Below are 25,281 nucleotides of genomic sequence, written 5' to 3' on the forward strand. Positions count from 1 at the left end.
TTCACAATTGCCCGGTGGCGCTACGCTTGCACGGGCCTACGGGTTTTGTAGGCCGGGTAAGCGTAGCGCCACCCGGCAAAAAAGATCACTCAGCCGTCAGCAGGTTCGCCACGGTACGCACACCCAGACCGGTTGCGCCTGCTGACCACTGCTCAACCGCCGCTTTACGGTAGGTTGCGGAGCAGTCAATGTGCAGCCAGCCTTCATGGTAGTTCTCAACGAAGTGAGACAGGAAGCCTGCTGCTGTGCTGGCTCCCGCCGGGTACGCCGCGCTCGCGGTGTTGTTCAGCTCGGCGAAGTTAGACGGCAGCTGGCTGCGGTGGAACTCGGCCAGCGGCAGACGCCAGAACGGCTCGTTTTCCGCCGCCGCGCTGGCCAGCAGGCGAGCGGCCAGCTTGTCGTCGAAGCTGAACAGCGCATGGTAATCGTTGCCAAGGGCAGTTTTCGCCGCGCCGGTCAGGGTCGCCATGTCGATAATCAGCTCCGGCTTCTGCGCAGAGGCGTCGATCAGGCCATCGGCCAGCACCAGACGGCCTTCGGCATCGGTGTTCATCACCTCAACATTTTTACCGTTGCGGTAGCGAATGATGTCGCCCAGCTTGAAGGCATTGCCACTCACCATGTTATCCGCGCAGCACAGGTAGAGCTTCACGCGTTTGTTCAGACCACGGGTGATGGCGAACGCCAGCGCGCCGGTAATGGTCGCCGCGCCGCCCATGTCGGACTTCATGGAATCCATGAACGCGCTCTGCTTCAGGCTGTAACCGCCGGTATCGAAGGTGATACCTTTCCCGACCAGACAGGCAAAGACCGGCGCTTCTTTATCGCCGGTTGGGTTGTAATCCAGCGCCAGCAGGACCGGAGGACGCTCGGAGCCACGACCCACGGTGTGGATACCCATGTAATTTTGTTCGCGCAGGTCTTCACCTTTGGTGATGCGGTAGGACATCTTGTCGTCCGCCACGCCGCACAGCAGGTCAACCGCGCGCTGCGCCAGCTGCTCAGGCCCCAACTCTTCCGCCGGGGCGTTGATGGTGTCGCGCACCCAGTCGATAATTTTCAGGCGGCTTTCCAGCTCTTTCTGACCGGCTTCATCGAGGTTCGCCCACTCAATTTTACGGGTGCCTTTCGGCCCTTTGTAACCCGCCCAGAAAGCCCAGCTGCGGTCTGTGTCCCAGCCTTCGCCAGCCAGAGTGACATGCTTAATGCCCAGGCCGTCAATTTTACGCGCGGCGCGCTGGATCAGGCCCAAATCATCGTTACCCGTCAGGTGCAGGGTAATACCGTCGTTATTGATGCTCCAGGTGGCTTTCTCGCCCCAGCGTGCGTCGGCTGGCTGCGTGGAGAGCGTAATCTTCATCGCTTCGGTCATTTTATTTGTCCTTATTAGCAAACGGGCCGCCTGAAGGCAGCCCGTTAAGTGATTTAATCTGCTTCATCTAACCAGACTAACAGAATCGCCTCCAGAATTTTTTCATTGGATGCGTTTGGATCGTCGTCAAAATCCTCTAAATCGCAGATCCACTGATGCATGTCGGTGAATCGTACGGTCTTCGGATCGAGATCCGGGTTCGCGTCGTAGAGCGCTTCGCCGATTTCACGGCTGTCTGTCCACTTCAGTCCCATATTAATGCTCGCGTGCGTGGTTGATGGTGTAGCGTGGGAATTCCACGACCAGATCTTCATCGGTCACCGCCGCCTGGCAGCTTAAGCGGCTGTCTGGCTCCAGACCCCATGCTTTGTCCAGCATGTCGTCTTCGTCTTCGGTGCTCTCGGCGAGAGAATCAAAACCTTCACGCACGATGCAGTGGCAGGTGGTGCAGGCACAGGATTTTTCACAGGCGTGTTCCACTTCGATACCTGCACGCAGGGCTACATCGAGAATGGTTTCACCGGTCTTCGCTTCCAGAACAGCGCCATCCGGACAGAGGTCCGCATGAGGCAAAATAACAATCTTTGGCATATTAAACCTCGTCCACGGACTGGCCTTTCAGCGCGACGCGGACAGATTTGTCCATGCGGCGAGCAGCGAAGTCCTGGGTTTGTTTATCAACGTTTTTAATGGCTTCTTCTATTGCGTCAGCGTCATTGCCTTCGGCGACTACGCTTAAGCGCGCGGCAGCCTCGTCAATCACCTGGCGCTCAGCGGCGCTTAACAGCGCGGCGTCGGCAGCGAGCGCGCCGTTCAGGCTCTCCAGCACGCGTGCGGCTTCCACTTTTTGTTCCGCCAGCATACGCGCCTTCACATCCTGCTCGGCGTAGCTCATTGAGTCCTGAATCATGGAGGCGATTTCGCCATCGGTCAGGCCGTAGGACGGCTTCACCTGAATGGACGATTCGACGCCGGTGGATTTTTCCATCGCCGTCACGCTCAGGAGACCGTCCGCATCCACCTGGAAGGTGACGCGAATATGCGCCCCGCCCGCCGGCAGCGCCGGAATTCCGCGCAGCGCAAAGCGCGCCAGAGAGCGGCAGTCCTGCACCAGCTCGCGCTCGCCCTGCATCACGTGGATGGACATCGCGGTCTGGCCGTCTTTGAAGGTCGTAAACTCCTGCGCGCGCGCCACCGGAATGGTGGTGTTACGGGGAATGACTTTCTCCACCAGGCCGCCCATGGTTTCTAAACCCAGAGACAGCGGGATGACGTCCAGCAGCAGCATTTCGCTGTCCGGCTTGTTGCCGACCAGGATATCGGCCTGGATAGCGGCACCCACGGCAACCACTTTGTCCGGGTCGATAGAGGTCAGCGGCGTGCGGCCAAAGAATTCCCCTACGCGCTCACGTACCAGCGGCACGCGGGTTGAGCCGCCAACCATGACCACTTCCAGCACCTCGTTAGCCTCAACACCCGCATCTTTCAATGCGCGACGGCAGGCCAGTAGGGTACGCTTAACCAGAGGCGCAATCAGTTCGCTGAACTGGTCGCGGGTGATCTCACCCTGCCAGCCTGCGACGTTCACGCTGACGGACTGCGCATCGCTCAGGGCGATTTTGGCGTCGATGGCCGCATCCAGCAGTTCACGCTGGACGCGCGCATCGCTGCGATCGCTGATGCCCGCCTGCTCGCGGATGTAGTCCGCCAGCAGATGGTCGAAGTCATCGCCGCCGAGCGCGGAATCCCCGCCGGTGGCCAGCACTTCGAACACACCGCGGCTTAAGCGCAGGATAGAGATATCAAACGTCCCGCCGCCGAGATCGTAAACCGCAATCACCCCTTCCTGACCGGAATCGAGGCCGTAGGCAATGGCTGCCGCTGTCGGTTCGTTCAGCAGACGCAGCACGTGCAGGCCCGCCAGACGCGCGGCGTCTTTGGTGCCCTGACGTTGTGCATCGTCGAAGTAGGCCGGAACGGTGATTACCACGCCGTCCAGATCGCCACCGAGCGTCGCCGTCGCGCGCGCCGCCAGCGCTTTGAGGATGTCAGCAGAAACACGAATCGGGTTCAGCAGACCGGCAGATGTCGCAATCATCGGCAGGCCGTTTTCGCTGGCCTGTAACTGGTACGGCAGATGCGGATAACGGGTCTGGATATCCGCCAGCGAGCGGCCCATCATGCGCTTAACCGAGCTGATGGTGTTAGCCGGATCGCGCGCGGCATTGGCGCGGGCATCAAAGCCGACAGCGTGACCCTGCTGCTGGTAGTGGACCACGGAAGGCAGCAGATGGCGGCCCTGCTCGTCAGCCAGCGTTTCCGCCTGGCCGCTACGCACGGTCGCCACGAGAGAATTGGTGGTGCCCAGGTCAATACCGACCGCCAGACGACGCTGGTGCGGTGCGGCGCTAAAGCCTGGCTCACTAATTTGTAATAAGGCCATAATTGCTTCCGAAATTAAAAATCGAGCAGCTTTTCTTCGAGTTGTTCAGCACTGCTTCGCAGTTTATCGAGAAAACGGAGTTTGCGCACAGTGTCTGCCGCCACGTCCCAGGTCTCGTTGTTCAGTTGCTCAACCATCTGCTGATGGCGGGTATCGAACATGCCCTTTACGCGCTGGAGAAAACGTTCCAGACGCGCTTCGTCTTTAGCCTGTTCAATTTCATCCAGCTCTTCGCGAAGCTCCAGCTGCTCCATCAGAAACGCGGTGTCGCGCACGGTATGCTGTTCGCTCGCCAGATCAAAACCGTGGAGCGAGAGCAGATATTCTGCACGCGCCAGCGGATGACGCAGCGTTTGCCAGGCCTGGTTGATGGTTGCGGAGTGTGATACCGCAGCCAGCTGCTCTGCCTGCGTCCCGCTGGCGAATTTATCCGGATGGTACTGACGCTGGAGATCCTGAAAACGGATCGTCAGCGCCTGGAGATCAATCGGGTATTGAGCGGGTAGTCCGAAGAGAGTGAAGTAATCCATAACAATCTCAGGGGTAGCCTGTTAGAACAAACCCCACGCGTAGCACAGCCACGGTGGGGTTATACCTTCTTACTTCGCGCTGCAGATGCGTTGTCTGCGCTCGTTCACCCCAGTCACTTACTTAAGTAAGCTCCCGGGGATTCACTCGCTTGCCGCCTTTCTGCAACACGAATTAATCGGTATAACAGCGTAACGCGGTTAAACGTGGAAGCTTTCGCCGCAACCACACTCGTCTTTGACGTTCGGGTTCGTAAATTTGAACCCTTCGTTCAGGCCTTCTTTTACAAAGTCCAGCTGAGTGCCGTTGAGAAATTGCAGGCTTTTGCCATCGACCACCACCTTCACGCCCTTGTCTTCAAACACGGTGTCATCAGACGCCGGTTCGTCAACAAACTCCAGTACGTAAGCCATACCAGAACAGCCGGAGGTACGTACGCCCAGTCGCAGGCCAAAGCCTTTACCACGGTTCGCCAGAAAAGAGCTTACTCGCGCGGCAGCGCTGTCGCTAAGGGTAATCGACATACTCAAACCTCAATTATTTTGCTTCACGTTTGCTTTTGTAATCCGCAATGGCGGCTTTGATCGCGTCTTCTGCCAGAATTGAACAGTGAATTTTCACCGGCGGCAGTTCGAGTTCTTCAGCAATGTCCGTGTTTTTGATTGCCTGTGCTTCGTCCAGAGACTTGCCCTTCACCCACTCGGTGACCAGGGAGCTGGAGGCGATAGCAGAACCGCAGCCGTAGGTCTTGAAGCGCGCGTCTTCAATGATACCTTCATTGTTGACTTTAATCTGCAACTTCATCACGTCGCCACACGCTGGCGCGCCAACCATACCGCTACCGACAGATTCGTCGCTGTTGTCAAAAGAGCCAACGTTGCGCGGGTTCTCGTAATGATCGATAACTTTTTCGCTGTATGCCATGATTGAATTCTCCTTATGTACCGATTAGTGATGTGACCATTCAATGCTGTTCAGATCCACGCCCTGCTTGAACATTTCCCACAGTGGAGAAAGGTCGCGCAGACGGCCGATGGAGTTACGAACCAGTTTGATGGTGTAGTCAATCTCTTCTTCGGTAGTGAAACGACCTAAAGAGAAACGGATAGAGCTGTGCGCCAGCTCGTCAGTCATGCCCAGCGCACGCAGCACGTAGGATGGCTCCAGGCTTGCAGACGTACAGGCAGAACCGGAAGAAACGGCCAGGTCTTTCAGCGCCATGATCAGCGACTCGCCTTCAACATAGTTGAAGCTGACGTTGAGGATGTTGGGCGCGCCCTGCTCGAGATCGCCGTTCAGATAGACTTCTTCCATATCCTTCACGCCGTCCCAAAGACGGTTACGCAGCGTACGCAGGCGTGCCATCTCGCTTTCCATCTCTTCTTTCGCGATGCGATACGCTTCGCCCATCCCCACGATCTGGTGAACAGGCAAAGTACCGGAACGCATGCCGCGCTCGTGACCGCCGCCGTGCATCTGTGCTTCGATGCGGATACGTGGCTTACGACGAACGTACAGCGCGCCGATGCCTTTCGGGCCATAGATTTTGTGACCGGAGAAGGACATCAGGTCCACTTTCAGCTGGCTCAGGTCAATAGGCAGTTTGCCCACGCTCTGGGTCGCATCCACGTGGTAGATGATGCCGCGCGCACGGCACATTTCGCCGATGGTGGCGATGTCCTGCACAACACCGATTTCGTTGTTAACGTGCATGATGGAAACCAGAATGGTGTCATCACGCATCGCCGCTTCGAGCTCTTTCAGGTCGATGATCCCGTTGCTCTGCGGCGCCAGGTAAGTCACTTCGAACCCTTCACGCTCCAGCTGACGGCAGGTGTCCAGCACGGCTTTGTGTTCGGTTTTGCTGGTGATGATGTGCTTGCCTTTTTTCTGATAAAAGTTGGCTGCACCTTTGATCGCCAGGTTGTCGGATTCGGTCGCACCGGAGGTGAAAACAATTTCACGCGGGTCGGCACCGACCAGGTCAGCAATCTGATTACGGGCGATATCAACCGCCTCTTCAGCATGCCAGCCAAAACGGTGTGAACGGGAAGCTGGGTTACCAAAGTTTCCGTCCAGGGTCAGACACTGCATCATTTTCTCGGCAACACGCGGGTCCACCGGCGTGGTTGCGGAGTAGTCGAGATAAATCGGTAATTTCATTGCTCTATAAACTCCGTACATCGCTTCAATGCAAGGAATCAGGCAACCGGCTGGATGTACGACCGAGTACGCGGGGTGTGACCACCCCGGCCTGATTCTGAATACTTATCTTTTTAATTACGCGCGCAGTTTAACGTCGATGGCGTCCTGCGTGCGGGTGCTGCGTTGTGAATCCTGACTGTGCTGACGACCAGAAACATCCAGAACTTCCTGGTTATTAACCAGCTCACCCAGGGTGATGTTATTCAGGAAGCCGGTCAGACGGTCGCTCAGATCGCGCCACAGCGCGTGGGTCAGGCATTTATCGCCGCCCTGGCAGCCGCCTTTGCCCTGGCAACGGGTCGCGTCAACGGATTCGTCAACTGCGCTAATCACTTCGCCAACCGCAATACTGCCCGCGTCTTTACCCAGCAGATAACCGCCGCCCGGGCCACGAACGCTGGACACCAGTCCATTTTTACGCAGTCTGGAGAACAGCTGTTCCAGATAAGAGAGGGAGATCCCCTGTCGTTCAGAAATATCAGCCAACGGAACCGGGCCCGCTTCGGAGTTGAGCGCAACGTCCAGCATCGCGGTCACGGCATAACGCCCTTTAGATGTCAGTCTCATGTCTTACTTAACCTCAAACTCGCCCCTGCCCGGGGTTTTTTATTGTAAAATGGGGGTATTGCATAGCAGGGCCAAGTCTGACATTCCTGACTAAATTGGTCAACTATTTACTTGACTGTTTTAGTCAGGTATTTAACCTTCTGTGCCGTATTTTTTGCCCGGCGGCGCTGCGCTTGCACGGGCCTACGGGCTTTGTAGGCCGGGTAAGCGAAGCGCCACCCGGCGAACACACGGCACTACTCTTTATTCTTCTGCTCAATCGACGCCAGGATCCCGCGCAGGATGTTCAGCTCCTGGCTTTCCGGACGCGCGCGGGTGAACATACGGCGCAGCTTGTTCATCACCTGCCCTGGATGGCCTTCACGGATAAAGCCGGTAGAGAGCAGCGTCTGCTCCAGGTGGCCGTAGAAGCGCTCCAGATCGTCCACCAGCGGGTAGGCCGTCTCTTCTTTAGGTTCGACCGGTTTTTCCTGCGTCGCCAGCCATGCCATGCGCACTTCGTAGGCAATCACCTGCACCGCCATCGCCAGGTTCAGCGAGCTGTATTCCGGGTTTGCGGCAATCGCCACGTGGTAGTGACACTTCTGTAGTTCCTCGTTGGTCAGGCCAACGCGTTCACGACCAAACACCAGCGCAACCGGCGCCTGTTCCGCTTCTGAGATACTTTTCAGGCCGCATTCGCGCGGGTCCAGCATCGGCCAGGGCAGCGTACGGGAGCGCGCGCTGGTCCCCACCACCAGACTGCAACCGGCCAGGGCTTCGTCCAGGGTGTCCACAATCTGTGCATTCCCGATCACGTCGCTGGCGCCGGCCGCCAGCGCAATAGCCTGAGAGTCTGGTTTCACCAGCGGATTAACCAGCCACAGGTTCGTTAAGCCCATGGTTTTCATAGCGCGGGCCACAGAGCCCATGTTGCCGGTGTGCGATGTTTCGACCAGCACGATTCGAATGTTTTGCAGCATAATTTTTAGATGTCTGGATTCAGTGTCTGAAGAATATTCGGGCATATTATCATAAACGAGAGACATAATCCGATCCCGCTGCTATACTCTGCGCCGATTTTCCTGTTCTTTAACATCCAGTGAGAGAGACCGATGCATCCGATGCTGACCATCGCCGTGCGCGCAGCGCGCAAGGCGGGTAATGTAATTGCCAAACACTACGAAACCCCAGACTCCGTAGAAACCAGCCAGAAAGGCAGCAATGATTTCGTGACTAACGTCGATAAAGCCGCCGAAGCGATTATTATCGAAACGATCCGCAAATCTTACCCGCAGCACACCATCATCACCGAAGAAAGCGGTGAACATGAAGGTACCGATCAGGATGTTCAATGGGTTATCGATCCACTGGATGGCACCACCAACTTCGTTAAGCGCCTGCCACACTTCTCTGTGTCTATCGCAGTACGCATCAAAGGCCGTACTGAAGTCGCCGTTGTTTACGATCCAATGCGTAACGAACTGTTCACCGCGACCCGCGGTCAGGGCGCGCAGCTGAACGGCTACCGTCTGCGCTGCAGCAATGCACGCGATCTGGACGGCACGATTCTGGCGACCGGCTTCCCGTTCAAGGCGAAGCAGCACGCAACCACTTATATGAATATCCTCGGCAAACTGTTCACCGAATGCGCGGACTTCCGTCGCACCGGCTCTGCTGCACTGGATCTGGCCTACGTGGCGACCGGCCGCGTTGACGGTTACTTTGAGCTGTCACTGAAGCCGTGGGACTTCGCGGCGGGCGAGCTGATCGCACGTGAAGCTGGCGCGATTGTTTGTGACTTCACCGGCGGCCATAACTATATGTCTACCGGCAACATCGTTGCAGGTAACCCGCGCGTTGTTAAAGCCATGCTGGCAAACATGCGTGAAGAACTGAGCGATGCGCTGAAGCGTTAATCCAGTCTGTTAAGCCCGGTGGCGCTACGCTTACCGGGCCTACAAACCCCTCAGGTATGGCTAAAAAGGCCGCAACCCCCTTCCCACCGGCACCGCACTTATCCACATCGTGACCGCAGCCACCAGCAGAATCACCCCGCCCGCCAGCGCAAGCGTCGTCCAGCCAACCTGTCGCCACAATACCGGCGTTTTATTGCCGCTGAGTTTTACCGCCAGCTGACGGAAGCTGTGCACCAGCAAGGCTAACGAAGAGATAGTCAGAGATGTTCCCGCCGCCATCGCCAGCGCCGAGATCATGCCCCAGCCAAATACACCTATCACTTTGCTGAACAACAGCACCATGATTGCGCCCGAGCACGGACGCATCCCCATTGAGAGAACAATCATCAGGCGCGCATGCCAGTCGTCACCATTCTGTAATTGTTCCTGCGTCGGCAGATGCTGATGCCCGCACCCGCAGTTTTCATGGTGAAGGTGATGCGGCGTAAAGATTTTGAATTTTGGTTTTTGCAGCAACGCGCGCAATTTTTTCAGCGCCCTCAGGCAGAGGATCAGCCCCAACACGCCTACCAGCGCGTAACTTCCCTTCTCCAGCCAGAAGCTGCTCATATGCAGCTGGCGGGCCGGGAGCTGTAGCAGCGAAAGGACGACCACGACCAGCGCAATTGCCACACCGCCCTGAAGTAAAGAGGAAGCCAGCGTCAGGCCGATACTCGATTTCAGCTTCGACGGATGGGTGGCAAGCCAGGTCGTGATGACGATTTTGCCGTGCCCCGGCCCCAGGGCATGCAGCACGCCATAGATAAAGCTGAACGCCAGAAGAGAGCCGCCCGCTTTGGACGGATTTTCCGCCACGGCTTTCAGCAGCCCGCTCATCTGCTGATTAACTTCCCGCTGCCAGAGGATACTTTTCATCATCACCTGCGGCCATGCCTGCCACAGCCAGAGCGCGCCGCCAGACGCTAACAGCAAAAAGAGCGCCAGAGGCCAGAGGTGCAGCCAGCGACGCGGCTTACTGACGGGAGAGGAGATCACTGACATTGCAACGTCACCTCCTGCGCAAACTGTTTTCCTAATTCCATGTCTTCTGGGGGCGCATCTTCTTTATCAAGGGAAACGGCAAAGTTCAGCGTCTCTTCACTGGGCATCGGCGTGTGCACGGCAATTTTGCAGCTTTTTTGCAATATTTCTGGCAACTGTACGTCGCTGTCCTGGGCGTAATGCATATCGACATAGTAGGTTGGGTCAAACGTGGAAAACCTGTACTTCTGCCCGGCCAGCGGCTGAGGGTGCGCCAGCGGAAGGATAAACGTCAGCACCGCCTGATGGCCGTCGCGGGTCATACCGTACTCCGTGGGACGGTTAAGAAATTTCACCTTTTGTCCGTTGTGCCAGAACTCGGTGAAGTAGTGCTGACCCAGCACGTTGGCCATGACTTCCGCCGCCAGCTTTTTCCAGATCTCGTCGCCGGGCTTTGCGTTTCCGGCATCGTACAGCAGGTCGGCGGAGGTGATTTCATCCATCGTCCAGCGCATCTTCAGGCCGCTGAGCTGTGTGCCGTCCGTCACCAGTTCGGTTTTCAGGCTGATAAAGCTGTGAGGATGTGCGCTGGCGGCGGAGGTGATAACCGCCAAAAATAACGCTGTCACGCTTTGTTTAACTGTTTGCATCAATTCCTCACGTCAAAAATTCTGTGATGTTCGCCAGCAATCCTGAATGAAAGGCCTGCCGGCGCGCTTTTCAGCGCCCATCCTTTAGCTATTCTTATCAAACATTCACACTGGATACCCGACAGATGATGACGACGCTTGAAATTCCATCTGTGCTTTCCAGTTCGCAGCGCCGTTGCCAGGTGCTTTTGATGCTTTACCTGCCCGATGCTGCCGTCACCGCACAGAGCATAATCGCTGCCAATGGCGTGGACGACGTCCTGGCACGGCAAGATATAGCCGAGACACGCGATGAAATCCAGCGCTATCATCGGCTTGATATCGTCACGCACCATGACGGTTGCTACCGTATTGAGGGCTCCGCCCTGAATCAGCGTTTGTGCCTGCTGCACTGGCTGCGCAGGGCGCTTCGGCTGTGTCCACATTTTGTCGCCCAACAGTTTACCCCTGCCTTAAAAACCGCGCTCAAACAGCACGGCATTGCCCGCCCGCTTTATGACGATGCGAACCTTCGGGCGCTTATCAACTTTTGCGCGCGCAAGCTTCAGCGCCAGTTTGAGTCCCGCGACGTACAGTTTTTACAGCTTTATCTGCAATATTGTCTGATTCAGCATCATCTGGGCAATACGCCGGAGTTTTCACCCGTTCAGCGCAGCTGGACGCAATCGAGAGGGGAATACTTTACGGCGCAGGAAATTGTCCGTCACTGGAAACGGCGCGTCCCGCAGGGAACGCACTGTGATGAACAGCTGTTCCTGGCGCTGCTGTTTATGATGCTCCGCACACCCGACCCGGTACTGGATAAACACCAGCAGGATCAGCGCCTGCGTCGGGCCATCGTGCGTATGATTGCCCGTTTCCGGGCGCAAACCGGGATGAACTTCAGCGATGAGCAAGGGCTGACCGATCAGCTGTATATTCATCTGGCTCAGGCGCTGGACCGCTCCTTATTTGACATCGGCATCGACAACAGTCTGCCGGAAGAGATCCACCGTCTATACCCCCGGCTGCTGCGCACCACTAAAGAGGCGCTGTTTGAGCTGGAAGCCGAATTTGGCCTGCGATTCTCCGGTGAAGAGATGGCTCTGGTGGCGGTGATTTTTGGTGCCTGGCTGATGCAGGAAACCGATCTTCATGAAAAACAGGTGGTCCTGTTAACGGGGGAAGATAAAGCCTGCGAGGAGTTAATTGAGCAGCAGCTTCGCGAGCTAACGCTGCTGCCGCTCAATATTCGTTATCTTAGCCTGGAAGCGTTTAAGAAGGAGGGCGCCCCCCGCGAGGCGGCGCTGGTTATTACGCCTTATCCAACCGCCCTGCCGCTGTTCTCGCCGCCGCTCATTCATGCCGTTGAGACCCTGAACACGCAGCAGCAGGAACATATTCGCGTTATGCTCGAATCTTAGTTACGTGCGAGCAGCGACTTTAGGGCGGATGACGATGGCCGGTAAAGCGACCAGCGCCATTACCCAGAACACACCGTGGCCCAGGTACTGATAGAGGAAACCGGCAAATACGGTCATCACCGCAATACTGCCGCCCATCGCCACCGCTGAATAGACTGCCTGAAGACGAATAACGTCACCACCCTCTCGCGCCGCGATATAGCGCATCGCCGCCAAATGGCAGACGGTGAAGGTTCCGCAGTGCAGAATTTGCGCCACAATCAGCCACGGCAGATCCGTCGTCCAGCCCATGATGCCCCAGCGCGCTACGCCGCAAACGGCGGAAAGCAGCAGCAGGTCACGCGCCCCGAAACGACGGAACAGTTTTTGGCTCAGCGCGAAGATAATGACCTCCGCTACCACGCCGAGCGACCACAGGTAGCCTACCGCAGAAGCCGAGTAGCCCGCCCCCTGCCAGTAGATGGCGCTGAAGCCGTAATAGGCCGCATGCGCCCCCTGAAGCAGACAGACGCAGGCCAGGAAACGCCAGCTTTGCGCCACCAGCGAGCGCCAGGCGGGCCAGCCAGCGCTCTCCTGATGGCGGCTTTCGCCCTGCGGCATCACCGACGGACGCAGCAACATACCGAGCAGCATCGAGGCGATGCCGAGCGTTAACAGGGCCAGAATGGCGCGATAGTCATAGAGGCTGACCAGTTTCCCGACCAGCGCAGAGCCAATCACGAAGGCAATCGATCCCCACAGGCGCACGCGTCCATAGTCCATGGTGATCTGCTTTTGCCAGGTGTTCGCCAGGGCATCCGTCAGCGGTACCAGCGGGGAGAAGAACAGGTTAAAGCCAACCATTACCACCATCAGCCAGGCAAACTGATGGCTGACCCAGAAGCAGGCCGCAAAGACCAGCGTCAGCAGGGCCAGAATTCGCACCGCTTTAATCAGTAAGGAGGGATCGCTGACGCGGGGCGCAATCAGCAGACTACCCAGGAAGCGTGCCACCAGCCCCGCGCCCAGCAGGATGCCGATGGTCTCAGGCGTCAGACCAATTCCCTTGAGCCAGACGCTCCAGAAAGGCAAAAAAATACCGTAACTAAAGAAATAGGTGAAATAGCTGAGCGCCAGCCAGCGCGTGGAATGCAAGACCATGAATCCCTCCCGAAATGGAGGCGATAGTCTGGCGTTAATCCCTGACTTTAGCAAGTCGTTAGCGCGCTATAAATTAACTAAAAATTAACATCATCACCAGCCGTACAGCGTATGGCGAGAGCGGTAAAACTGTATTACGTTTATAAGACATCGCCTGAAGAGGTCGTTTGCCATGAACAGCTTACGTTATTTCGATTTCGGATCCTCTCGTTCTCTCCTGCTTTTAATTGCCCGCATTGCTATCGTGGTCCTGTTTATTATTTTCGGTTATCCCAAGCTGACGGGGTTTAGCGGCACCGTTCAGTACATGACGTCGCTCGGCGCCCCCATGCCCATGCTGGCCGCGATTATTGCGGTGGTAATGGAAATCCCCGCCGCGATTCTGATCGTTCTGGGCTTTTTTACCCGCCCCCTCGCGGTAATCTTTGTCTTCTATACGCTGGGAACGGCGGTGATTGGTCACCACTACTGGGATATGACGGGCGATGCGGTTCTGCCAAATATGATTAACTTCTACAAAAATGTGAGTATCGCTGGCGGCTTTATTTTGCTGGCGATTACCGGGCCGGGGGCCATCTCCCTCGACCGACGTTAGCCCATAAAAAAAGGCCGCATGAGCGGCCTTTTTCAGTTCTGTAACGCAGAGAATTATGCGTACACCGGGAAGCGTGCGCAGATGTCCAGAACTTTACCTTTAACGCGCTCGATAACCGCGTCGTCATTGATGTTGTCCAGAACGTCACACATCCAGCCGGCCAGCTCTTTCACTTCCGCTTCTTTAAAGCCGCGGCGAGTGACGGCCGGAGAACCGATACGGATACCGGACGTCACGAACGGGCTCTTCGGATCGTTTGGCACGCTGTTTTTGTTGACGGTGATGTTGGCGCGGCCGAGGGCTGCGTCAGCTTCTTTACCGGTCAGGTTCTTATCAACCAGGTCCAGCAGGAACAGGTGGTTTTCAGTCCCGCCAGAGACCACTTTGTAGCCACGGTTCAGGAACACTTCCACCATCGCTTTGGCGTTTTTAGCAACCTGCTGCTGATAAACCTTGAACTCTGGCTCCATCGCTTCTTTCAGCGCGACAGCTTTCGCGGCGATAACGTGCATCAGCGGGCCGCCCTGGGCGCTTGGGAACACGGCGGAGTTCAGCTTTTTGTACAGCTCTTCGTCACCGCCTTTCGCCAGGATCAGGCCACCGCGTGGACCCGCCAGGGTTTTGTGGGTAGTGGTGGTCACAACGTGCGCATGTGGAACCGGGTTCGGGTAAACGCCTGCCGCAATCAGACCGGCAACGTGCGCCATGTCGACGAACAGGTACGCGCCGATGCTGTCAGCGATTTCACGCATTTTTGCCCAGTCAACGATGCCGGAGTAAGCAGAGAAGCCACCGATGATCATCTTCGGCTTGTGCTCTTTGGCCTGCTTCGCCATGTCTTCGTAGTCAATTTTACCGGACTCATTAATACCGTAAGGGATGATGTTGTACAGTTTGCCAGAGAAGTTAACCGGAGAGCCGTGAGTCAGGTGGCCGCCCTGCGCCAGGTTCATACCCAGAACGGTATCGCCCGGCTGCAACAGCGCGGTGTAAACAGCGAAGTTAGCCTGAGAGCCAGAGTGCGGCTGGACGTTCGCGTAGTCAGCGCCAAAGAGTTCTTTCGCACGGTCAATCGCCAGTTGCTCAACGATATCAACGTATTCGCAACCGCCGTAGTAGCGCTTGCCCGGATAACCTTCAGCATATTTGTTGGTCAGCTGAGAACCCTGCGCCTGCATCACGCGCGGGCTGGTGTAGTTTTCGGAGGCGATCAGTTCGATGTGCTCTTCCTGACGTACTTTTTCCTGCTCCATAGCCTGCCACAGTTCGGCATCATAATCGGCAATGTTCATTTCACGCTTTAACATCCGCATCTCCTGACTCAGCTAACAAGTAAATTTTTGGCCTGAAAAGGCAGTCCTGTTGGACGACGGGCAACAGTATAACTGAATAGTTCTGCGATAACAGGTCTTGACAAACGATTTTACGCAAACGTTTACCTCCACGCCACGCAAGGGTTTGAGCAATAAAGCTCTCGCCATTTTCAACGGATTTCTTTTCAGCTTTGTGATGCATATTTTTCACGATGCAAAGAACCATTTACATTGCAGGGGTATTTTTATAAGATGCATATAAAATACATCATTAAAGTAACATCAGAAGGAAGCTGCTATGCTCGACGCCCAAACCATCGCTACCGTGAAGGCCACAATCCCCCTGCTGGTTGAAACGGGTCCTAAACTGACCGCTCATTTCTACGATCGCATGTTCGCGCATAACCCGGAGCTCAAAGAGATTTTCAACATGAGCAACCAGCGTAACGGCGATCAGCGCGAAGCGCTGTTTAACGCTATTGCCGCCTATGCCAGCAACATCGAAAACCTGCCGGCTCTGCTGCCTGCGGTGGAAAAAATCGCGCAGAAGCACACCAGCTTCCAGATCAAACCTGAGCAGTACAACATCGTGGGCAGTCACCTGCTGGCAACCCTGGACGAAATGTTCAGCCCGGGCCAGGAAGTGCTGGATGCCTGGGGTAAGGCATACGGCGTGCTGGCAAACGTGTTCATCAACCGTGAAGCGCAGATCTACTGCGAAAACGCCAGCAAGAATGGCGGCTGGGAAGGCACGCGTGCTTTCCGCATCGTTGAGAAAACCCCGCGCAGCGCACTGATCACCAGCTTTGAGTTTGAGCCGGTAGACGGCCAGCCAGTTGCCGATTACCAGCCGGGGCAGTATCTGGGCGTCTGGCTGAAGCCTGAAGGCTTCCCGCACCAGGAGATTCGCCAGTACTCCCTGACCCGCAAGCCAGACGGCAAAGGCTATCGCATTGCGGTTAAACGTGAGGAAGGCGGTCAGGTATCCAGCTGGCTGCATAACGTCGCCAGCGTGGGTGATATCGTTCATCTGGCCGCGCCAGCGGGTGATTTCTTTATGGCGGTGGAATCGGGTACCCCGGTGACGCTGATTTCCGCAGGTGTTGGTCAAACGCCAATGCTGGCGATGCTGGATACGCTGGCAAAATCAAACCACAGCGCGCAGGTTAACTGGTTCCACGCGGCCGAAAACGGTGATGTGCACGCCTTTGCAGATGAAGTGAAAGCGCTCGGAGCGGGTCTGCCACACTTTACCGCGCATACCTGGTATCGTTTACCCACGGAAGCTGACCGCGCAGCGGCACGTTTTGACAGCGAAGGCCTGATGAATTTAGGGCAGCACGAAGGGGCGTTTAGCGCACCGGGGATGCAGTTCTACGTGTGTGGACCGGTAGCGTTTATGCAGTATGCCGCGAAGCAGCTGGTAGACCTGGGCGTGAACAAAGACAACATTCATTACGAATGTTTCGGCCCGCATAAAGTGCTGTAATCGCCCGGCGGCGCTGCGCTTGCACGGACCTGCGAAGGGTTCTGTAGGCCGGGTAAGCGCAGCGCCACCCGGCAAGAATGTTAAATCGCCGCGTCGTCTTCTTCGCCGGTACGGATACGGATCACGCGCGCCACGTCAAAGACGAAGATTTTCCCGTCGCCAATTTTACCGGTCTGCGCCGTGCGGATGATGGTATCCACACAGGTATCGACGATATCATCGCTCACCACGATCTCGATTTTCACTTTCGGCAGAAAGTCCACCATGTACTCTGCGCCACGGTATAGCTCGGTGTGGCCCTTCTGACGACCAAAACCTTTCACTTCAGTTACGGTCATCCCGGTGATGCCTACTTCTGCCAGCGCTTCACGTACATCATCCAGTTTGAAAGGTTTAATAATCGCATCAATTTTTTTCATGGTGGGTCCTTAAACTCTTGCCAGTAAGCAGCCTCGTAATCGGTTGCTCACAGTATCATATTCAGGCGAATTTTGCGGTATTACTCTTTAAAATCGTTCGCTTCCAGCTCGTGGCGTGAGAGCAATTTATAGAACTCGGTACGGTTACGCCCGGCCATGCGCGCCGCGTGGGTCACGTTGCCTTTGGTGATTTGCAGCAGCTTGCGCAGATAGTTCAGCTCGAACTGATTTCGCGCTTCCGCAAATGTCGGTAAGGCCGTGTTTTCCCCCTCGAGCGCCTGCTCCACCAGCGCATCGCTGATCACCGGCGATGACGTCAACGCCACGCACTGCTCAATCACGTTCACCAGCTGGCGTACGTTACCCGGCCAGCTTGCGGTCATCAGGCGTTTCATCGCATCGGTGGAGAACGCGCGCACAAACGGTTTGTGGCGGTCAGCGGCCTGGCGCAAAAGGTGATTTGCCAGCAGCGGGATATCTTCCGCACGCTCGGCCAGCGCCGGGATTTTCAGGTTGACGACATTCAGTCGATAGTAGAGATCTTCGCGGAACTCGTTGCGCGCCATCACCTTGGGTAAATCACGGTGGGTGGCGGAAATAATACGCACGTTGATATCGATATCGCGGTTGCTGCCGAGCGGACGCACTTTCCGCTCCTGCAACACGCGCAGCAATTTGACCTGCAGCGGCGCGGGCATATCGCCAATTTCATCAAGAAACAGCGTGCCGCCCTCAGCCGCCTGGAACAGCCCTTCACGGCTGCTCACCGCGCCGGTAAAGGCGCCGCGGGCATGGCCGAAGAGCTCAGACTCAAGCAGCTGTTCCGGCAACGCGCCACAGTTAATGGCAATAAAGGCATTTTTACTGCGCGGGCTGGCGTTGTGGATCGCCTGGGCGAGGATCTCTTTCCCGGTCCCGCTCTGGCCGTTGATCAGCACGCTAACGTCGGATTGCGCCACCATCCGCGCCTGTTCCAGCAGGCGCAGCATCACAGGGCTACGCGTCACGATGGATTCACGCCAGGCGTCGTCGCCGGATGGCGCCGCATGCTCAAGGGCGCTGTCGATCGCTTTATAGAGGGCGTCTTTATCCACCGGTTTGGTGAGGAAGCTGAATACCCCCTGCTGCGTCGCGGCCACCGCATCAGGAATAGATCCGTGAGCGGTGAGGATAATCACCGGCATCCCGGGCTGCTGCTTCTGGATCTCCGTGAACAGTTGCAGGCCATCCATTTCATCCATGCGCAAATCGCTGATCACCAGATCGATTTTCTCACGGCTGAGCACCTTCAGCCCCTCCTGCCCGCTTTCAGCGGTGACCACGCTGTAGCCTTCGCTGACCAGACGCATCCCCAGCAGCTTTAACAGCCCGGGATCGTCATCCACCAGTAACAGATGGGCAGGTTTACGGCTTGTCATGGCTTCACATCCTCTTGTTTCGGCGTCTCACTGTCTGGCGTCGTGGCAGAGTTGCCTTTCGACCCATCAGGCAGATAGCTGCCTGCCGGCTTACGCGTCGAGAGCTGTCTTTCGATATCGGTCAGATTTTCGAGCTTGCGGGTGGTGGTTTCCAGCTGCTCGCGCAGCGACTCCTGCTGCTGGCGAAGCGCATCAAGCTCGCTGTCGCTTGACTGCTGCAATTTGCTGTAGCGGAAACGCTCTTCAGACAGCTGTAATTGCAGGGTTTGTCCGTCCCGCCAGAGCTGATAGACCGGGCGCACCTGCGGGGGAATATTGATCACGTAAGTATCCAGCCGCGTCACGTTGGCGCGGCGTTCGACAGGCGTGATTCTGGCATCCGCCATCACGATCCCGCGTTTAAATGCGTCCTGCCAGGTATCGTCCACCAGCATCGCCGCCTGGGCACGGGCCTCAGCGGGCGCCAGCCGCTGGGCGCAGTCTATTCCGCGCAGCCAGAACAGAGGATTGGATTCAACATCACGCCCCGACAGGCTCCAGATATCATCGCAACGTGTCGAAAGGAAATCAGCCAGCTGTTTTTGCGGCCATTTATCTTCCTGTTTGTGGCTAATTGCACTTTTCGGTGCATGGGTTACACAGCCTGCCAGCAGTAAGCAGGGCAGGCTGAGGCGCACATTTTTGCTGGAAAACACCGCGCGCAGTGCGCGGTAAAAGACGTGTGACATACTCACCAGGTTGTTATTCATTTCATTGATTTTTCCGGCTCAAGAGGCAGTTCGATACGAAAACAGACATCGGCGCGTTCATCACTCACGATGTTAAGCTCACCCTGCATGCGTCGTATGCAGTCGCGGGCAATACTCAGCCCCAGACCACTTCCTTTTACCGCACCTTTTCGCTGATGACTCCCCTGGAAGAAGGGTTCAAAGATCATCGTTTTTTCATCATCCGGAATCGGGCTTCCGGTATTCGCTACGTCAATAAATACCCGCGAACCGTTGTTATTGCTTCTGATATAAATGGTACCGGATTCAGTACCATAGTGCACCGCATTGGAATAAAGATTATCCAGTACGCTCATTAACAGCATCGGTTCTGCAAGACAGGCTGGCGCGTTGAGTTCCACCTGGGTATGCATCATTTTAGCTCTTGCTGGCAGGCTATGGGCGGAGATCACCATGTCCACCAGCGGTTCAATCTCAACGCTTTCAAGCACCACAGCACCATCCGCCAGCTTGCGGTTATAGTCCAGCAGTTGTTCAATAAGCTTTTGTAAATTGCGGCTGCTGGCATCCAGAATCGCCACGATCTCTTTTTGCTCAGGGGTTAACGGCCCCGCCACTTCGTCGGCCAGCAGTTCCGTACCTTCACGCATGCTGGCCAGCGGCGTTTTGAGTTCGTGTGAGATATGGCGCAGGAACTGGTGGCGCTGCGATTCCAGCCACGCCAGGCGCTCTGAAAGCCAGATGATGCGTTGACCGACCGAGCGCAGCTCGCGCGGGCCTTTAAAAACGACCGTATCCCCGAGAGATTTCCCCTCCCCCAGGCGGTTAATCATCCGCTGGATCCCCTTCACGGGGCCGATGATCATGCGGGTAAAGAGCAGCACCAGCCCCAGGCTGACGAGGAACAGCACCAGCGCCTGCCAGCCGAAGAACTGGCCGCGCTCGGCAATCTCCTGCTGGAGCTGCTGACCACGGGAAAAGATAACCGTACGGGTGGACTGAACCATCTCCGTATTGGCGTTCGCGAAGGCTTCAAGTCGGGCGGCGGCGGCGGCATCAGGACCGCTGTTTTTGCACTGGAGCTGCGCCAGATCGTTCAGATCCTGACGCAGCGCCTGATAGAGTTTGTCATCTGGCAGCACCCCGGCGTGGGCGTCCAGCATTTCGCTGTAGCGTTTACGCTGGTTCTGATAGACCCTCTCCAGCGTGCGATCGTCAAGCACGCAGTACTGGCGATAGCTACGCTCCATCTCAAGCGCGGCGTTGGTCATCGCCTCGCTACGGCGAGCATCAATAAGCGTGGTGCGGTTAGTCAGGGCCGCCTGTGCACTTAACGCGTTCAGGCTTTGCCAGGCCTGCCAGGCCAGAACCAGCAAAGGTAGCAGGATCAGCAGGAAGGCCATCATAACGAGCTGTCGCAGGGAGCGAGGGAAAGCGGGCCAGCGTTTCAACACATTACTCTCTTCATCCGGGTTTGAGGAGAGCGTAACTGAGTCTGCCCTTCAGATACAACAAAGCCGGGTAAAAACCCGGCTTTGTCATGGAATAAGGCGGTGCCTAACTCGACGTTTCGCCCTGGCCTGATAAAGCATTGCAATAATCAGTAGTTGGACGGCAGGCACCTTTTTGTGCGTCATTCGAAGTTTATGTAGCACGTCCCGAAGGGGCTGACATAAGAAGGTGAATGAGCCACTGGTTACTATTATGCAACACGCGTGCCAGATTGCAAAAATTAATGCTATCCTTATGATTAGTAATATTTTTATTATCAAAACGTATTGATTGTTACGTGAATGATTTCCAGGCTAAGTGTCGCTATTAAGCAACACCTTAACGGGAACCTGTCCTGCCGCATATAAATCAACAGGTTAAATGTCTCCTTTTGGAGACACTCAGACCAGAGAGTTGTCGCGATTTTGCGACAGAGACAAAAAAGCCCGGTGGCGCTCGCGCTTACCGGGCCTACAGTCAGGGCGTTGAAACTTAACCTAGTTGTTTACGTGCGTTGCGGAAAATGCGCATCCACGGGCTGTCCTCGCCCCAGTTTTCCGGGTGCCAGGAGTTGCTCACGGTACGGAAGACACGCTCCGGGTGCGGCATCATAATCGTCACCCGACCGCTTTCGCTGGTGACCGCGGTAATGCCATTTGCCGAACCGTTCGGGTTAGCCGGATAGGTTTCGGTGACCTTGCCAAAGTTATCAACAAAGCGCAGCGCCACCAGTCCTTTGCTTTCAAGCTGAGCCAGGTGCGCCGCATCACGGACTTCAACATGACCTTCACCGTGCGAAACCGCGATTGGCATCTGCGAACCGACCATCCCCTGCAACAGCAGGGACGGGCTTTGGGTTACTTCTACCAGGCTGAAGCGCGCTTCAAAGCGGTCAGACTGGTTACGCACAAAGCGCGGCCAGGCTTCGCTGCCCGGGATCAGCTCGCGCAGGTTAGACATCATCTGGCAGCCGTTACACACCCCCAGCGCCAGCGTCTGCGGACGGTGGAAGAAGGTTTCAAACTCGTCACGTACGCGGCTGTTGAACAGGATGGACTTCGCCCAGCCTTCGCCCGCGCCCAGCACGTCACCGTAGGAGAACCCCCCGCAGGCTACCAGTGCCTGGAAATTATCCAGCCCGATACGCCCTGCCAGCAGGTCGCTCATGTGGACGTCGATGGCGTCAAAGCCCGCCCGGTGGAAGGCCGCTGCCATCTCAACGTGGGAGTTAACGCCCTGTTCGCGCAGCACGGCCACTTTAGGACGCGCACCGGTCGCAATGTACGGCGCGGCAATGTCTTCGTTGATGTCGAAGGTGAGCTTCACGTTCAGGCCAGGATCGTTGTCGTTCGCCTTCGCGTTATGCTCCTGATCGGCACATTCCGGGTTGTCACGCAGGCGCTGCATCTGCCAGGTGGTTTCCGCCCACCACATACGCAACGTGGTGCGGCTTTCGCTGAACACCGGGTGGCCGTCGGCTTCAATCACGAAACGGTCGCCCTGCACCGCTTTACCGAGATAGTGCACGCAGTCTGCCAGACCGTGCTGCGCCAGAATCGCTTCCACCGCGTCGCGATCTGCGGCGCGTACCTGAATGACCGCGCCAAGCTCTTCGTTAAACAGCGCCGCCAGGCGGTCTTCGCCAAGCGTTGCAATGTTTGCTTCAACGCCGCAGTGGCCGGTGAAGGCCATCTCTGCCAGCGTTACCAGCAGGCCGCCATCGGAACGATCATGGTAGGCAAGCAGCTTACGCTGCGCCACCAGCGCCTGAATTGCGTCGTAGAAGCCTTTCAACTGTGCGACGTCCCGCACGTCGGCTGGCTTTTCGCCGAGCTGGCGGTAAACCTGTGCCAGCGCGGTGGCACCCAGCGCGTTATGGCCTTTGCCGAGGTCAATCAGCAGCAGGGCGTTATCTTCAGTGGAAAGCTGCGGCGTAACGGTATGACGCACGTCTTCCACGCGCGCAAACGCGGTGATCACCAGCGACAGAGGCGAAGTCATCTCGCGCTGCTCGCTGCCTTCCTGCCAGCGGGTTTTCATCGACATGGAGTCTTTACCCACCGGAATGGTCAGGCCGAGCGCAGGACACAGCTCTTCACCCACCGCTTTTACCGCTTCGTACAAGCCCGCGTCTTCGCCAGGGTGACCGGCAGCGGCCATCCAGTTCGCGGAAAGTTTGATGCGTTTGATGTCGCCAATCTGCGTCGCGGCGATATTGGTCAGCGCTTCACCGACCGCCAGACGGGCAGAAGCGGCGAAGTCCAGCAGAGCCACCGGGGTGCGTTCACCCAGCGCCATCGCTTCGCCGTAGTAGCTGTCGAGGCTCGCGGTGGTCACGGCGCAGTTAGCGACCGGGATCTGCCACGGGCCGACCATCTGATCGCGTGACACCATACCGGTCACGGTACGGTCGCCGATGGTGACCAGGAAGGTTTTCTCCGCCACCGCAGGCAGGTGCAGCACGCGGTTAACCGCTTCCGCCACAATAATGCCCTGACGATCCAGCGCTTTACCCGCCGCTTTGCGGGTTGTAACGTCGCGGGTCATCTTCGGCGTTTTGCCGAGAAGCACGTCGAGCGGCAGATCGATCGGCTGGTTGTCGAAATGGGTATCACTGAGAGTCAGGTGCTGCTCCTCGGTCGCTTCACCGATGACGGCATACGGCGCGCGCTCGCGGCGGCACAGCTCGTCAAACAGCGGCAGCTGATCGGCAGCAACCGCCAGCACGTAGCGCTCCTGGGATTCGTTACACCAGATTTCCAGCGGGCTCATGCCTGGCTCATCGCTCAGGATATCGCGCAGGTTGAAGCGCCCGCCGCGACCGCCGTCGCTCACCAGCTCAGGCATGGCGTTAGAGAGCCCACCCGCGCCCACGTCGTGGATAAACAGAATCGGGTTGGCATCGCCGAGCTGCCAGCAGCGGTCGATCACTTCCTGACAGCGGCGCTCCATTTCCGGGTTGTCGCGCTGCACGGACGCGAAGTCGAGATCCGCATCAGACTGGCCGGAAGCCATAGACGAGGCTGCACCACCGCCCAGACCAATGTTCATTGCCGGGCCGCCGAGCACGATCAGCTTCGCGCCCACGACGATCTCACCTTTTTGCACGTGATCGGCGCGAATGTTGCCGATCCCGCCCGCCAGCATAATTGGTTTGTGGTAGCCGCGCAGCTCTTCGCCGTTGTGGCTGTCCACTTTCTCTTCGTAGGTACGGAAGTAACCGTTCAGCGCCGGACGACCAAATTCATTGTTGAACGCCGCGCCGCCCAGCGGGCCTTCGGTCATGATATCCAGCGCGGTCACAATGCGCTCTGGCTTGCCGAAATCTTCTTCCCACGGCTGTTCAAAGCCCGGGATACGCAGGTTGGAAACGGAGAAACCGACCAGACCCGCTTTTGGTTTCGCGCCGCGACCGGTCGCACCTTCGTCACGGATTTCACCGCCGGAGCCGGTCGCCGCACCCGGCCACGGAGAGATGGCCGTCGGGTGGTTGTGGGTTTCCACTTTCATCAGGATATGCGCAGGCTCCTGGTGGAAGTCATAGCGCCCTGCTTCGCGGTCGGCGAAGAAGCGGCCCACCTCGGAACCTTCCATCACCGCGGCGTTGTCTTTATAGGCAGACAGCACGTGGTCAGGCGTTTGCTCCATGGTGTTTTTGATCATTTTGAACAGCGACTTCGGCTGCTGTTCGCCGTCGATAATCCAGTCGGCGTTGAAAATTTTGTGGCGGCAGTGCTCGGAGTTGGCCTGCGCGAACATATACAGTTCGATGTCGTTCGGGTTGCGATTCAGCTTAACGAATGCATCCTGAAGGTAGTCGATTTCATCTTCTGCGAGCGCCAGACCAAGACGCAGGTTTGCGTCGATCAGCGCCTGACGCCCCTGCCCCAGCAGATCCACGCTCTGTACCGGCGCAGGCTGATGGTGGGAGAACAGTTTCTGCGCATCATCCAGAGAGTCAAACACGCTCTCCATCATGCGGTCGTGCAGCTCCGCTGTGACGGCCTGCCACTGCGCGTCGCTCAGGGTTGACGCTTCCACATAGTACGCCACGCCGCGCTCCAGACGGTTAATCTGGCTCAGGCCGCAGTTGTGAGCGATGTCGGTGGCTTTGGAAGACCAGGGGGAGATGGTGCCAGGACGTGGCGTGGCGAGGATTAATTTGCCGGTCGGCGTATGGCTGCTCAGGCTTGGGCCATATTTAAGCAGACGTTCCAGCTGTACGCGCTCCTCTGCATTCAGGGGGGCATTCAGGTCAGCAAAATGGACATACTCAGCGTAAATATTGCTTACCGGAAGGTCGGCCGCCTGAAAACGTGCCAGCAGTTTATTAATACGGAAGGCAGACAGTGCAGGCGAACCACGCAGAATTTCCATCATAAGTCTCTCGTCTTCGAAGCGCCGGGGCGCTTACAGTGTGCGCAAGGGGGGAAAACGGGCGTCATTATAGAGAATCCTGAGCGCCGACGAAACCGTTTGCGTCGAAATAAAATCATCCTTTTTGTTTAACAATAGATGTGACCTGTCTCTCTAATTGGTTGCCAACTGGCGCTACTTTGCGCAAAATGCCGCTCAATCAATGGCAAACTCTACTCTTAACAT

23 protein-coding genes are annotated in these 25,281 nt (G+C 56.9%); 4 read left to right on the plus strand and 19 right to left on the minus strand.

The features are described 5' to 3' along the window. Positions 1–85: 85 nt before the first annotated feature. From pepB to trmJ, 10 genes are all read right to left on the minus strand, one after another. Entirely contained in the window at positions 86–1,372 is a 1,287-nt protein-coding gene (gene pepB, locus ACNQ0T_RS16035; protein WP_022649015.1) for an aminopeptidase PepB, read from the minus strand. Positions 1,373–1,425: 53 nt separating this feature from the next. Next, positions 1,426–1,626, minus strand: coding sequence for a Fe-S cluster assembly protein IscX (iscX, locus tag ACNQ0T_RS16040; protein ID WP_417930230.1), 201 nt, complete (start codon positions 1,624–1,626; stop codon positions 1,426–1,428). Between the two features lies 1 nt (position 1,627). Continuing rightward, positions 1,628–1,963, minus strand: a complete 336-nt coding sequence (gene fdx / locus ACNQ0T_RS16045; RefSeq protein WP_003860652.1) for an ISC system 2Fe-2S type ferredoxin — start codon at positions 1,961–1,963, stop codon at positions 1,628–1,630. A 1-nt stretch (position 1,964) separates the two neighbouring features. Next, positions 1,965–3,815, minus strand: a complete 1,851-nt coding sequence (gene hscA / locus ACNQ0T_RS16050) for a Fe-S protein assembly chaperone HscA (protein WP_417930231.1) — start codon at positions 3,813–3,815, stop codon at positions 1,965–1,967. A 14-nt stretch (positions 3,816–3,829) separates the two neighbouring features. Beyond that, the gene (hscB, locus tag ACNQ0T_RS16055; protein WP_022649017.1) at positions 3,830–4,345 is read right to left on the minus strand and encodes a co-chaperone HscB; all 516 of its coding nucleotides are present in this window, start codon (positions 4,343–4,345) and stop codon (positions 3,830–3,832) included. Positions 4,346–4,543: 198 nt separating this feature from the next. Continuing rightward, positions 4,544–4,867, minus strand: coding sequence for an iron-sulfur cluster assembly protein IscA (gene iscA, locus ACNQ0T_RS16060; RefSeq protein WP_003860659.1), 324 nt, complete (start codon positions 4,865–4,867; stop codon positions 4,544–4,546). Positions 4,868–4,880: 13 nt separating this feature from the next. Next, complete coding sequence (gene iscU, locus ACNQ0T_RS16065; RefSeq protein WP_003860661.1) at positions 4,881–5,267, minus strand: Fe-S cluster assembly scaffold IscU; 387 nt, start codon at positions 5,265–5,267, stop codon at positions 4,881–4,883. Positions 5,268–5,291: 24 nt separating this feature from the next. After that, positions 5,292–6,506: a cysteine desulfurase gene (gene iscS / locus ACNQ0T_RS16070; RefSeq protein ID WP_006176692.1), complete on the minus strand. Its 1,215-nt coding sequence runs from the start codon at positions 6,504–6,506 to the stop codon at positions 5,292–5,294. A gap of 117 nt (positions 6,507–6,623) precedes the next feature. Next, a complete protein-coding gene (gene iscR, locus ACNQ0T_RS16075) occupies positions 6,624–7,115 on the minus strand; it encodes a Fe-S cluster assembly transcriptional regulator IscR (RefSeq protein ID WP_003860665.1) in 492 nt (163 codons plus the stop codon). Positions 7,116–7,351: 236 nt separating this feature from the next. Next, positions 7,352–8,077, minus strand: coding sequence for a tRNA (cytosine(32)/uridine(32)-2'-O)-methyltransferase TrmJ (gene trmJ, locus ACNQ0T_RS16080; protein WP_015572157.1), 726 nt, complete (start codon positions 8,075–8,077; stop codon positions 7,352–7,354). Positions 8,078–8,209: 132 nt separating this feature from the next. Here trmJ and suhB point away from each other — a divergent pair, with 132 nt between their 5' ends. Continuing rightward, positions 8,210–9,013 carry an inositol-1-monophosphatase gene (gene suhB / locus ACNQ0T_RS16085; RefSeq protein ID WP_022649020.1) on the plus strand — a complete coding sequence of 268 codons (804 nt, stop codon included), beginning with the start codon at positions 8,210–8,212 and terminating at the stop codon, positions 9,011–9,013. Between the two features lie 60 nt (positions 9,014–9,073). Here the strand turns inward: suhB and ACNQ0T_RS16090 are convergent, their stop codons facing one another. Continuing rightward, on the minus strand, positions 9,074–10,054 hold the full coding sequence (locus ACNQ0T_RS16090; protein WP_417930232.1) for a nickel/cobalt transporter: 981 nt from the start codon (positions 10,052–10,054) through the stop codon (positions 9,074–9,076). Beyond that, entirely contained in the window at positions 10,045–10,683 is a 639-nt protein-coding gene (locus ACNQ0T_RS16095; protein ID WP_417930233.1) for a DUF1007 family protein, read from the minus strand. The genes ACNQ0T_RS16090 and ACNQ0T_RS16095 overlap by 10 nt, the downstream gene beginning before the upstream one ends. A gap of 125 nt (positions 10,684–10,808) precedes the next feature. On the opposite strand from ACNQ0T_RS16095, the gene csiE reads away from it, so the two are divergent. Then, positions 10,809–12,086, plus strand: a complete 1,278-nt coding sequence (csiE, locus tag ACNQ0T_RS16100) for a stationary phase inducible protein CsiE (RefSeq protein WP_023300722.1) — start codon at positions 10,809–10,811, stop codon at positions 12,084–12,086. On the opposite strand, the gene ACNQ0T_RS16105 is transcribed toward csiE, so the two are convergent. Further along, positions 12,087–13,226, minus strand: coding sequence for a 3-phenylpropionate MFS transporter (locus ACNQ0T_RS16105; RefSeq protein WP_417930234.1), 1,140 nt, complete (start codon positions 13,224–13,226; stop codon positions 12,087–12,089). Between the two features lie 172 nt (positions 13,227–13,398). On the opposite strand from ACNQ0T_RS16105, the gene ACNQ0T_RS16110 reads away from it, so the two are divergent. Then, complete coding sequence (locus ACNQ0T_RS16110) at positions 13,399–13,821, plus strand: DoxX family protein (RefSeq protein WP_417930235.1); 423 nt, start codon at positions 13,399–13,401, stop codon at positions 13,819–13,821. A gap of 53 nt (positions 13,822–13,874) precedes the next feature. On the opposite strand, the gene glyA is transcribed toward ACNQ0T_RS16110, so the two are convergent. Then, positions 13,875–15,128, minus strand: a complete 1,254-nt coding sequence (glyA, locus tag ACNQ0T_RS16115) for a serine hydroxymethyltransferase (RefSeq protein WP_417930236.1) — start codon at positions 15,126–15,128, stop codon at positions 13,875–13,877. 304 nt (positions 15,129–15,432) lie between these two features. Here glyA and hmpA point away from each other — a divergent pair, with 304 nt between their 5' ends. Next, a complete protein-coding gene (gene hmpA / locus ACNQ0T_RS16120) occupies positions 15,433–16,623 on the plus strand; it encodes an NO-inducible flavohemoprotein (protein ID WP_417930237.1) in 1,191 nt (396 codons plus the stop codon). 80 nt (positions 16,624–16,703) lie between these two features. Here the strand turns inward: hmpA and glnB are convergent, their stop codons facing one another. From glnB to purL, 5 genes are all read right to left on the minus strand, one after another. Then, on the minus strand, positions 16,704–17,042 hold the full coding sequence (gene glnB / locus ACNQ0T_RS16125) for a nitrogen regulatory protein P-II (protein ID WP_003860685.1): 339 nt from the start codon (positions 17,040–17,042) through the stop codon (positions 16,704–16,706). Between the two features lie 80 nt (positions 17,043–17,122). Continuing rightward, complete coding sequence (gene glrR / locus ACNQ0T_RS16130; protein WP_015572150.1) at positions 17,123–18,460, minus strand: two-component system response regulator GlrR; 1,338 nt, start codon at positions 18,458–18,460, stop codon at positions 17,123–17,125. Next, positions 18,457–19,209 carry a two-component system QseEF-associated lipoprotein QseG gene (gene qseG, locus ACNQ0T_RS16135; RefSeq protein WP_032623754.1) on the minus strand — a complete coding sequence of 251 codons (753 nt, stop codon included), beginning with the start codon at positions 19,207–19,209 and terminating at the stop codon, positions 18,457–18,459. The genes glrR and qseG overlap by 4 nt, the downstream gene beginning before the upstream one ends. Then, a complete protein-coding gene (qseE, locus tag ACNQ0T_RS16140; RefSeq protein ID WP_032622390.1) occupies positions 19,206–20,639 on the minus strand; it encodes a two component system sensor histidine kinase QseE/GlrK in 1,434 nt (477 codons plus the stop codon). The genes qseG and qseE overlap by 4 nt, the downstream gene beginning before the upstream one ends. 532 nt (positions 20,640–21,171) lie before the next feature. Beyond that, a complete protein-coding gene (gene purL / locus ACNQ0T_RS16145; RefSeq protein WP_417930238.1) occupies positions 21,172–25,059 on the minus strand; it encodes a phosphoribosylformylglycinamidine synthase in 3,888 nt (1,295 codons plus the stop codon). Between the last annotated feature and the right edge of the window lie 222 nt (positions 25,060–25,281).

Source organism: Enterobacter cloacae complex sp.6700776, assembly GCF_048284255.1.
Lineage (GTDB): Bacteria > Pseudomonadota > Gammaproteobacteria > Enterobacterales > Enterobacteriaceae > Enterobacter > Enterobacter intestinihominis.

Coding starts and splice junctions, on each gene's coding strand:
- glyA (WP_417930236.1), bottom strand. CDS start 15,128: ATGTTAAAGCGTGAAATGAACATTGCCGATTATGATGCCGAACTGTGG.
- iscU (WP_003860661.1), bottom strand. CDS start 5,267: ATGGCATACAGCGAAAAAGTTATCGATCATTACGAGAACCCGCGCAAC.
- iscA (WP_003860659.1), bottom strand. CDS start 4,867: ATGTCGATTACCCTTAGCGACAGCGCTGCCGCGCGAGTAAGCTCTTTT.
- trmJ (WP_015572157.1), bottom strand. CDS start 8,077: ATGCTGCAAAACATTCGAATCGTGCTGGTCGAAACATCGCACACCGGC.
- hscB (WP_022649017.1), bottom strand. CDS start 4,345: ATGGATTACTTCACTCTCTTCGGACTACCCGCTCAATACCCGATTGAT.
- suhB (WP_022649020.1), top strand. CDS start 8,210: ATGCATCCGATGCTGACCATCGCCGTGCGCGCAGCGCGCAAGGCGGGT.
- iscS (WP_006176692.1), bottom strand. CDS start 6,506: ATGAAATTACCGATTTATCTCGACTACTCCGCAACCACGCCGGTGGAC.
- ACNQ0T_RS16090 (WP_417930232.1), bottom strand. CDS start 10,054: ATGTCAGTGATCTCCTCTCCCGTCAGTAAGCCGCGTCGCTGGCTGCAC.
- ACNQ0T_RS16095 (WP_417930233.1), bottom strand. CDS start 10,683: ATGCAAACAGTTAAACAAAGCGTGACAGCGTTATTTTTGGCGGTTATC.
- hmpA (WP_417930237.1), top strand. CDS start 15,433: ATGCTCGACGCCCAAACCATCGCTACCGTGAAGGCCACAATCCCCCTG.
- iscR (WP_003860665.1), bottom strand. CDS start 7,115: ATGAGACTGACATCTAAAGGGCGTTATGCCGTGACCGCGATGCTGGAC.
- iscX (WP_417930230.1), bottom strand. CDS start 1,626: ATGGGACTGAAGTGGACAGACAGCCGTGAAATCGGCGAAGCGCTCTAC.
- ACNQ0T_RS16110 (WP_417930235.1), top strand. CDS start 13,399: ATGAACAGCTTACGTTATTTCGATTTCGGATCCTCTCGTTCTCTCCTG.
- glrR (WP_015572150.1), bottom strand. CDS start 18,460: ATGACAAGCCGTAAACCTGCCCATCTGTTACTGGTGGATGACGATCCC.
- hscA (WP_417930231.1), bottom strand. CDS start 3,815: ATGGCCTTATTACAAATTAGTGAGCCAGGCTTTAGCGCCGCACCGCAC.
- ACNQ0T_RS16105 (WP_417930234.1), bottom strand. CDS start 13,226: ATGGTCTTGCATTCCACGCGCTGGCTGGCGCTCAGCTATTTCACCTAT.
- fdx (WP_003860652.1), bottom strand. CDS start 1,963: ATGCCAAAGATTGTTATTTTGCCTCATGCGGACCTCTGTCCGGATGGC.
- qseG (WP_032623754.1), bottom strand. CDS start 19,209: ATGAATAACAACCTGGTGAGTATGTCACACGTCTTTTACCGCGCACTG.
- glnB (WP_003860685.1), bottom strand. CDS start 17,042: ATGAAAAAAATTGATGCGATTATTAAACCTTTCAAACTGGATGATGTA.
- pepB (WP_022649015.1), bottom strand. CDS start 1,372: ATGACCGAAGCGATGAAGATTACGCTCTCCACGCAGCCAGCCGACGCA.
- purL (WP_417930238.1), bottom strand. CDS start 25,059: ATGATGGAAATTCTGCGTGGTTCGCCTGCACTGTCTGCCTTCCGTATT.
- csiE (WP_023300722.1), top strand. CDS start 10,809: ATGATGACGACGCTTGAAATTCCATCTGTGCTTTCCAGTTCGCAGCGC.